Raw genomic sequence first — 8,618 nt, 5'->3', positions numbered from 1 at the left:
AATTGTTGATCCAGTTACTGGGCTCGCTTTTGAAATCGCCGTGTATCGTCAATACAAACAAGTCGTATACGAAGTCAGCCTTGCATGGGGCGTGAAGGCGATAGCATCACGTCATATTGGGTTATTGTTAGGCTAATTATGAAGGGCGGGAAATCGCCCTTTACAGGAGTAAATATGTCACATACAGAGACAGTTAAAATCAAAGATGGTACAGGGTTTCGCATCATCAATATGTCTGATTTTAAAGTTGGGCAACATGAACTTTGTGAAGGTGAAAAGCTTTTAACAGAGCCTGCGGAATTGAATGGTTTAGTTGCTAGTGAACAATTTGATTTAGTCGCACTTGATTTAGCAAAAACAAAAGAGCAATTGGCTACAGCCCAAAGCGAACTAATCGCATTTAAAAACGATATTGCTGCAATGCAGGCGCGTATTGATGAACTGCAGCCAGCAATTAAAAAGCTAACCGCTGCAGAAGTAAAAGCCGCTAAAGCCGCAGAAGAAGCGGCTAAAGCAGAACAACCAAAGGAATAACCCATGAGCTTTATTACCCAAGAACAAGCTGAGCAGATTCTCGGGGCAGACTTTGCACCAGCTGGTGATAAAGCTCGGCTCATTTTATTGGCTAATACCTGGATGAAGAACCACGTTGGCCATGTGCCGAATGAAATTGCAGATGAGCTTAAGACTGCGGCATGCGAAATCATTAAAGGCATTATTGCCAAGGTAATTTATGCAGGCATCGACCGACAGACTACAAGCGAACGTGTAAAAGCTGATACGGTTGAAGTTGAAGAATCATTTGCTGAGGGCAGTGTAGCAATCTCAGAGTATGAGCAAATTGCCAAAGCTTTGATTGATTCATTGGATTTAAAGCCTAAAGGGTTTGGGTTTGAGGTGTTTCGGGCATGATTAATACAGACTATGTTCCCGAATGGTATATCACGCCTTTTGAACATTCGAAGTACACATTGGCCCGCAATCAGATTCATATGGATCTTCTGTTTGATGACATGGATGATTCAGATGAATTTCTATCTATGGGTTGTCCTGCGCAGGTGGATTATTACGATGGCGGAAAACATTGCATTGTTCAACTTGGGGAAACTCAACATAAATCACTGATCACTATTCATGGCCTGTTGCTGCATGAAGCTGTACACATTTGGCAGCGCACAAAACATCTGATGGGTGAAAAAGAGCCCAGCTTCGAATTTGAAGCATATTCAATACAGCGTATAGCTCAAGACCTATTTGATATGTATGAGGCAAGCGAAAGCCATGATCAAAAACAAAATCCAATCCAAAGTTGCTAAGGCATTTGATAGCAAGCTTATAGATGCGGTTGAAGCGTTCACATGCTCCAAGACGATTCAAAGCGGAGCACTTGATTTTGAAACGCAGACCTACCCAACAATAACCGTGGAAGCTTACCAAGGCCGTGGCGTTCTCTTTGGCTCATATAAGCGCGATATGGTAAAGCCTATCGATTACCAAGTCACAGATTCAAAGGCCACCGTATTGCAAAATGAAGTAACTCAGGTTCCACAGATTGGCGATGTGTGGACTACATCAAAAGGGCGATTTAAGTTGGTGAATATTGGACAAGATCCAACAGGTAGTATTTGGGTTTGCCAGTTGCGGAAAGTTTAAAAGTTATTGAATTATTTGGTCCAAGGACTTATAAAACATTAATTATTTTACAATAATGAATTTAAGCCATGCAAAAACAAGCCTATGTAGTTGAAATAACAATTCCTGAAACAAAATGCCCAAAAACCATCCGTGGTAGAGATAAATTAATCTCAAATGGTAAAGCTAAAGTTTATCTGGCAAGAAAAACTACTGCTAATGATTGCCTGAATGGAATTGAGAGATGGAGCATTACGGGCGGAAGAAATGTATGTATATACACAGAACAAACTTACCAAAAAGATGAATTAGAAATCAAAAACTATTTGAGTGAAAGGTTTATTGAGGATTGGGAGATAAACTTAATTCCCACATCTTTTGGTTAATTTGAAAGTGTAAATTAAAATCTTTCTGAATTTTGGGGATTTATGGAATTCTGTGCTATTGATTGGACTGAGCTAATAAAAATATTAACACCTTTTATTATTGCTTTTATTGTATATCGCGTTTGGCACAATCAAAAAGGGAAGGAGGTGATTTCAAATTTAGCGAAAGAAGCGACAATCAATCTCCTTGAGGCCTTAACCACATTAACAATACTGACTTTTAAACCACCAAATGACTTAGAAAATATTGAAAAACTCATTGATAAATTTGTGGAATTAGATCATCAAAATTTTAGGAATTTGGCTTTTCTCGCAGAATGTCTAGATGATAAAGAATTAAATGAACTCATAAAAATATTCAATAAGGTTTCTGGTAAGACTGCTATCAGGTTTGAATTATTCACCGATCCTATTAATCATGAAGGCTTTATAACCAATGCTATTCCTGAGTCCTTATGTAGAGAATATGGCGAAGTTTGTGAAAAATTAATTGACGAACTTAAGTTGTATTCTACCTATAGAAAAACCTTTAAATACAAGTAAAAATTTCCCACCTCGGTGGATTTTTTAATGGGTGAAATATGGGCTGGAAAAACAAACCGAGTGGCTTTATTGCGCGGGCACTTAAAGATGCCGATCAGCATGTAAAAAAGATCACAGCTGAGGTTCTGCAGCAAGTCGTCCTAAGATCGCCGGTAATGGATGGTGAGTTCCGCGCTTCCCACAAAGTTACGCTTGATTCACCCGATAACTCATACCAAAAAGATTTTGATGACTCTGGTGCGACAACCCTATCGGAAGGCCTCAAAGTAGCGGCAGCAGCCCAGTTTGGTGGCCTGATCTATATCCAGTCCAATAGTCCTTATGGTATGGCATTGGAAAATGGCCACAGCCAGCAGGCACCTAATGGCGTTTATGCGCTTTCATTCCAGTATGTCTGTGAGAAATACAAATGATGACGAACACTCAAGCTTTGCGGGCCATCTTGGCCCGTGTAGGTGCATTCACTGAGATGGCAAAGGAAAACATACAGTTGGCAAACAACCCGCTTGTGGATGGCAAGCCATTTGAGCCACCTGAGAATGAGATATGGGCCAAAGTCACTGTTAAAAATGCAGGGTCATTCATTGCCGAGATTGGTGAACAGCCCAGTACTCGAACAACTGGCATTATTTTCATTCAATTATTTGCGCCGCTGAATACTGGCACTGATGGGCTATCGCAGATGGCGGACAAATGGGCTTCGCACATGCAGTTTTACAAAACTGGTGATTTGGAATTGCGTGAAGCAAATATTCTCGATGCGGGCCATTCCAGTGCAATTGGTGATCCGTCAAGCATGAGCTTCTATCAATACAACGTAAATATTTCTTACATAGTGAATTAGATATTAAGCAGGCTAAAACTAGCCGATATTACACAACAAACCGCAAGACGCCGTGGGCCTTAATAAGTTCATGGCGTTTTGCATTGCACAAATAGCAAAAAGCCAAGAACTCGCAATTCTTGGCTTTTTTGTTTCCACACCTTAGAAAAAGTAAGGAATAGAACATTGAGTAAAGATAACAAATTTTCATTTAGGTTTCTAGGAGCGACAATGGAAGCAATGAATTTAAAGCCCGAAAGTTTTATCAAAATATTTTGGCATATAGCGCTAATTATTGGGTTCATCATGTTTATTAAGTTCTTGATTCGTGTTGCAAGTTTTTATATAGGATTGGCTTGATAGTTTGCAGTTAAATTGGCAATATTTGCTTTAAATCACAATATGTTGAAAGAATAATGAGCTTATCGAAAGAACATGAAGAATTTTTAGTTGATATGGGGATTCTGCCAGAGCGTTTTAAAAAGTTAGGCAGAGATGCGCAAGTTCTTGTAGAAATAGCTGAAGACTATGAAATTCACAAAAATGATCTCTTAGATGAAGCAAGTTATGTTGCGAATAAGCTTCAACGCTGTGAAGGTGTACATACGGTACGTTCACGTATCAAAGATACGAGCCATGTAATTGAAAAAATTATTCGTAAATGGGAATGTGAAAACGTTGCTGAGAAGTACGATACGATTTCGAAAAATACTTATAAAAGTATCATTTCAGATTTAATTGGCGTGCGAGCAATTTACTTATTTAAAAAGGATTGGGAACTTGTGCATACGCATATTTTGTCTAGATGGGAGCAACAAGAGCCTGTAGTTATTTATTATCGTAATGGCGATGATTTAACTAAATATGAAAATTATAAAGATTGCGCGACTGAAGAACATGATAAAGGTTATCGTTCAATTCATTACATCATTCCAGCTACCAAAATTGACGGTCAGCAAGTGAAATGTGAAATCCAAACAAGAACTATTTTTGAAGAAGGGTGGAGTGAAATAGATCATAAAGTTCGTTATCCAAGTTTCTCTGATAATCCGTATTTACAAGAATTCCTAGATATTTTTAATCGAATTTCGGGTAGTGCTGATGAAATGGGAAGTTTCGTTAATTCATTACGTGAATTGATTAAGTTAAATGTAGTCCTTGAAGAAAGTAAAAAATTAACAGTCCAAGTTCATGAGAATGAAATTCGTAAGTATGAAGAGAAAATAGAGAAACTATTTAAAGAAAAAGCAGAATTACAAGATATTGAAGCAGCGTATAATTCTTTGAAAGATGCGAAGGCGCAAAAGGATCAGATTGAACAAGAGGTTGCTGCATTCCAAAAATCAAGTTCTCAGGTACCGAGTGGTAATAAGGCTAAGCTATTCGCATCAGCTTTAGGCTTAGATTTGGAGAATAGAGAGGTGATTGGGGGAACGGATAGTTATCGTAAAGCAATAGACTCAGCTTTAGGATTAGATATAGAGACTCGGAAGATTATTGAGACTGCCTTAGGATTAAATGCTCATAAAATTGTGAAAGCTGCCTTTGGACCAAATTCTCAGCAAGAATTAGCATCTGTTTTGGGAATAGGTACTAAGAAAGCGATGGAAGCTACTTTAGGGGGAGATGCTCGCAAAGAAATGGCAGCTTCACTAGGTTTAAAGGGTATTGTTGATACACATAAACAAATTGACGATGATAATGATGATTGATTCCCCAAAAGCACCATAGGGTGCTTTTTTTATAGCTTTATTCTTGTGACCCACGTAACTGAGTCATTAGGTCCTGAATCATCTTTTGGAGTTGGTTGATTTGATCTTGCTGGCTTTCTATTACATGCAAGACAAACCCTTTATCAAATTCCGCAGCATCATCTTTTTCAAAGCTTTCCTCTAGACGAGCAACAATATCCGCATTCATAGAACGGTTATGTTCTTTTGCTGAAACAACAATCTTTTCTTTGAGATCCTGCGTCATGCGCATTTTGTATTCAACGTCTGCTAGATTGCGACCCATATCTATTTCTCAGAATAAAATTAGTTTGATTAAATTAATAGTAATGTCCCTAGCAGGGATTGACAATATATTTTCATAAGAATAAATTATAAAACATCCCTAGCAGGGATATTAAAACGCCCCGAAAAATCTTGGCGGATCACGGGGCGATTTATCAATGTTCTATGAGGAATACTGACATGCCAAATATAGCACAGATCAAAGACACAGAAATATCAATCATCAATTTCAAATCAATTCCTGTTGTTACGAGTGAAATGTTGGCTGATTTTTATGGTACAGATCCAACTAATATTCGTAAAAATTACTCAAATAATAAATCTCGTTTTATTGAGGGTAAGCATTTTTTCAAAATTATTGGTCAAGAACTTAAGGAATTTGTGACTGACTTAAAGTCAGTTGCAAATGATTTGCTTGTGAATAATGTTCACGCGCAAATTTCACCTAAAACCCGAGTTTTAACGCTATGGACAGAACGAGGTGCAGCCCGCCACGCGAAAATGCTCGATACAGACCAAGCTTGGGATGTATTTGAACAACTAGAAGACTGCTATTTCCATCGCAAGGAAATTTTAGCCAAAACGCACAAATCAGAGCGTGAGCCGTTGACCAACGCCGTAAATATGCTTGTGGCCAAAACCAAACATCTAAACTTTAGTGATGCCTACAAACTGGTTCACCAAAGATTTAATGTACAGCATCTTGAAGACATACCATTTGATGCTATTCCCGTAGCAGTAGAATACGTACATCACCTAATTGCTTTATATAGCAATGCAGATAAGAAACAGCAGTTTGATTCCAAACATATCGAGTCATTAGCAAGGCATGCACTTTGGCTGAATCATTGGTGGTCTGAGTTTGGCGGATCAATCCGCAAGATAAGTCCAGCAATGGGGCATGGCATACATGACCATTTCACCTTTGCAGCGGAAGATGCAAAACAAATAGTAGGTCGTGAAGTCTATATGCCTATATTTGAATTGGCGCAACGACATGACTGGCATAAAGGCGGGCTGGGTTATAAGGCTTTATTGGAATGCAGCCTAATTAAGTCATAGTTTAAAGTCTTGACTGCTGATACAGTTTTGGGTTAGTTTTTATCACACTGAATAGTTGTGCAAATAGTTAGTTTTTATAGAAAAACTATGCGGACTGTTAAGAAAATCTAAACCACCTTTCGAGGTGGTTTTTTTGTGCCTGAATTTTATCTTAAGTTTTTAAAGGCATAGCAGAAATGAAAAGCACATAAAATTTTTGTTCCGATAAAAAAATAAAATTAGCTATTTCTAAGTATTTTTTAACTTATTTGCACAATGAAAAGTGACTAATTTTTACATAATTTTGTTTAAGTAATTGAAATTTAATTAATAAAAATTATTTTAAAAAAATTAATGTAGTTGGAACAAAAAAATAAGCGAAAAAATTAGGATTGCATAATCCAAAAAAGCAAAAAGCCCATGACGGCAAATCATGAGCTTTTTAAATCTCAACCCACCGACAAAAGTAAGAGGAGAAACATTACGTATGGAAGATTTTATCAAATTGGTCAATTGGTGTCTAATGGAGTTACGCGAAATGCCAGCATGGCGATTCATTTTAATTTTATTAACTTTAATTATCTGTGTTTATATCTGGAAAATGTAATAACTACAGTGGGTTGCATTTATCTAAAGAATTGTGATGAGATTTAAAAATTTGGCTCTTATTTACTAAGAGCCACAAACATATCACACCGCCAAAAGGCGGTTTTTTTACGCCTAATCATAGGAGACAGCCATGTCCAAAGGCACTGATGTGGTCATCCACGTTGCGAAAGAAGAAACGCCGAATACTCTACCTGCAGTGCCTGAATGGCATACGCTGCGCCGCAATTCAGATTCATTGAAAAAGACAGTCACACTGACACAGTCGGATGAAATTGTAGATTCACGCTTTGAGCAAGGATCAGTTGCTGGGTCGGCGGAAGCTGTTGGTAATATTGAGTATGAATTGTCGGCTTTAAGCCAAGATATGTTCTTCGAAGGTGTTGCCGGCAACATGTTTGTAGACTCAGGCACGGCAAGTGTTTCTACATTGGAAATTGGCGGTGATACGCTGCCGACATACACTGTAGTTAAGCATGACAAGAAAGTCGGCTTTATCCAGGTATTCTCAGGCTGCCGTATTGGCGAACTAACCATCCAAGGTAATACAGAAGGAAAGATCACCGGCAGTGCATCTATTAGCGCTACAGGCTACGCAACACCAGTTGCATCACCTGTAGCTAATCCTTTGGCTGCTACTGCTACGCCATTCATGTCATCTATCAATGTGAATGCATTCAAGATCAATGGCGTGTCTACGGTAGGCACGGCCTGCGCAGAGTCATTCACAATTTCAATTAATAACAACCTGACTGCAAAACCATGCCTTGGCAACGGCAGCCTGATCCCGAACCGCTATACAGAAGGCAATGTCTCAATCACGTTGAAAGTGACGCTGGCATTAACCACTACTTCTAAAGCGTGGATTCCATACGTTGAATCACGCGAAACGATGACAGCTGAAATCGGCATGGAAGATACATTGGGTAATGCTTACGGTTTCAACTTCACAAAGCTGGAACTGGACAATGATGGCTTGTCAGATACCAATAAAAATGATGATCACACCATGGCCATGGAATTCCGCCACGTAAAAGAAGCGCCAACGATTACGCGTACAACAGCTTAATTAAATCCAGAAAAGCAAAAAGCCCGTGACTCGTAATCATGGGCTTTTTTGTGTTCGCCACTTAGTCAGATTAAGAGGAAAACCATATTTGAATTATAACTCTAAACATCAAGTTAAGGTAGATGGAGAGATGAGTGAGCAAGGCGCAGATAAAGCAGGTATTACGCTTGCAAATGCAGCAAAGATAGCCGCCATTCTATTCGGCACATCGGCGCTAATCAGTGCATTAGGTTTTGCATATAAAAGCGTATTTGGTTAATGGCCCGAAAGGGGCTTAATTTTAGGAAAAGAATATGGCCTTAGTTGTTGAAATTGAAAAGAGCAAAAGTATCTCTTTGTGGAAAGACTTTGAAGATTCGGAAGGCAATGTGCTGGCAGAGTTTAAGATTCGCGGTGAGGCTTACAAGCCTTACAAGGTCGCGCTTGAACGCGCGCAGAATCAAGTTGCGGCCAAGGGCTATAACGTATCGACTGCAGCACATGAAGACAAGCTTTATCACGAG

At 38.8% G+C, this 8,618-nt stretch carries 13 protein-coding genes and 2 pseudogenes; 14 read left to right on the top strand and 1 reads right to left on the bottom strand.

Features of this window, described 5'->3' with window-relative positions; genetic code table 11:
* The 10 genes and pseudogenes from JZ784_RS17355 to JZ784_RS17310 all read left to right on the top strand — a co-directional run.
* Positions 1-136, top strand: a pseudogene (locus JZ784_RS17355) (P22 coat - protein 5 family protein); the annotation flags it as partial.
* 38 nt (positions 137-174) lie between these two features.
* The gene (locus JZ784_RS17350; RefSeq protein WP_346315767.1) at positions 175-534 is read left to right on the top strand and encodes a hypothetical protein; all 360 of its coding nucleotides are present in this window, start codon (positions 175-177) and stop codon (positions 532-534) included.
* A gap of 3 nt (positions 535-537) precedes the next feature.
* Positions 538-912 (top strand): hypothetical protein, encoded by a 375-nt coding sequence (locus JZ784_RS17345; protein ID WP_346315766.1) that lies wholly within the window; start codon positions 538-540, stop codon positions 910-912.
* The gene (locus JZ784_RS17340) at positions 909-1,316 is read left to right on the top strand and encodes a hypothetical protein (protein ID WP_346315765.1); all 408 of its coding nucleotides are present in this window, start codon (positions 909-911) and stop codon (positions 1,314-1,316) included. The genes JZ784_RS17345 and JZ784_RS17340 overlap by 4 nt, the downstream gene beginning before the upstream one ends.
* Complete coding sequence (locus JZ784_RS17335; RefSeq protein ID WP_346315768.1) at positions 1,285-1,653, top strand: glutamate 5-kinase; 369 nt, start codon at positions 1,285-1,287, stop codon at positions 1,651-1,653. The genes JZ784_RS17340 and JZ784_RS17335 overlap by 32 nt, the downstream gene beginning before the upstream one ends.
* 68 nt (positions 1,654-1,721) lie before the next feature.
* A complete protein-coding gene (locus JZ784_RS17330) occupies positions 1,722-2,018 on the top strand; it encodes a hypothetical protein (protein WP_346315764.1) in 297 nt (98 codons plus the stop codon).
* A 42-nt stretch (positions 2,019-2,060) separates the two neighbouring features.
* The gene (locus JZ784_RS17325; protein WP_346315763.1) at positions 2,061-2,561 is read left to right on the top strand and encodes a hypothetical protein; all 501 of its coding nucleotides are present in this window, start codon (positions 2,061-2,063) and stop codon (positions 2,559-2,561) included.
* A gap of 38 nt (positions 2,562-2,599) precedes the next feature.
* Positions 2,600-2,974 (top strand): hypothetical protein, encoded by a 375-nt coding sequence (locus tag JZ784_RS17320; protein WP_346315762.1) that lies wholly within the window; start codon positions 2,600-2,602, stop codon positions 2,972-2,974.
* On the top strand, positions 2,971-3,405 hold the full coding sequence (locus JZ784_RS17315) for a phage tail terminator-like protein (RefSeq protein ID WP_346315761.1): 435 nt from the start codon (positions 2,971-2,973) through the stop codon (positions 3,403-3,405). The genes JZ784_RS17320 and JZ784_RS17315 overlap by 4 nt, the downstream gene beginning before the upstream one ends.
* Positions 3,406-3,800: 395 nt before the next feature.
* A complete protein-coding gene (locus tag JZ784_RS17310; RefSeq protein WP_346315760.1) occupies positions 3,801-5,096 on the top strand; it encodes a hypothetical protein in 1,296 nt (431 codons plus the stop codon).
* Between the two features lie 37 nt (positions 5,097-5,133).
* Here the strand turns inward: JZ784_RS17310 and JZ784_RS17305 are convergent, their stop codons facing one another.
* Entirely contained in the window at positions 5,134-5,400 is a 267-nt protein-coding gene (locus tag JZ784_RS17305; protein ID WP_346315759.1) for an Arc family DNA-binding protein, read from the bottom strand.
* A gap of 179 nt (positions 5,401-5,579) precedes the next feature.
* Here JZ784_RS17305 and JZ784_RS17300 point away from each other — a divergent pair, with 179 nt between their 5' ends.
* From JZ784_RS17300 to JZ784_RS17285, 4 genes and pseudogenes are all read left to right on the top strand, one after another.
* Positions 5,580-6,461, top strand: coding sequence for an ORF6N domain-containing protein (locus JZ784_RS17300; protein ID WP_346315758.1), 882 nt, complete (start codon positions 5,580-5,582; stop codon positions 6,459-6,461).
* A gap of 718 nt (positions 6,462-7,179) precedes the next feature.
* The gene (locus JZ784_RS17295) at positions 7,180-8,115 is read left to right on the top strand and encodes a phage tail tube protein (protein ID WP_346315757.1); all 936 of its coding nucleotides are present in this window, start codon (positions 7,180-7,182) and stop codon (positions 8,113-8,115) included.
* A gap of 25 nt (positions 8,116-8,140) precedes the next feature.
* A complete protein-coding gene (locus JZ784_RS17290; protein ID WP_346315756.1) occupies positions 8,141-8,374 on the top strand; it encodes a hypothetical protein in 234 nt (77 codons plus the stop codon).
* 34 nt (positions 8,375-8,408) lie between these two features.
* A pseudogene (locus JZ784_RS17285) lies at positions 8,409-8,618 on the top strand (hypothetical protein); the annotation flags it as partial.

Source organism: Acinetobacter sp. CWB-B33, from assembly GCF_039655955.1.
In the GTDB taxonomy this organism is placed as follows: domain Bacteria; phylum Pseudomonadota; class Gammaproteobacteria; order Pseudomonadales; family Moraxellaceae; genus Acinetobacter; species Acinetobacter bouvetii.
This window is presented reverse-complemented; position numbering and strand designations above follow the sequence as displayed.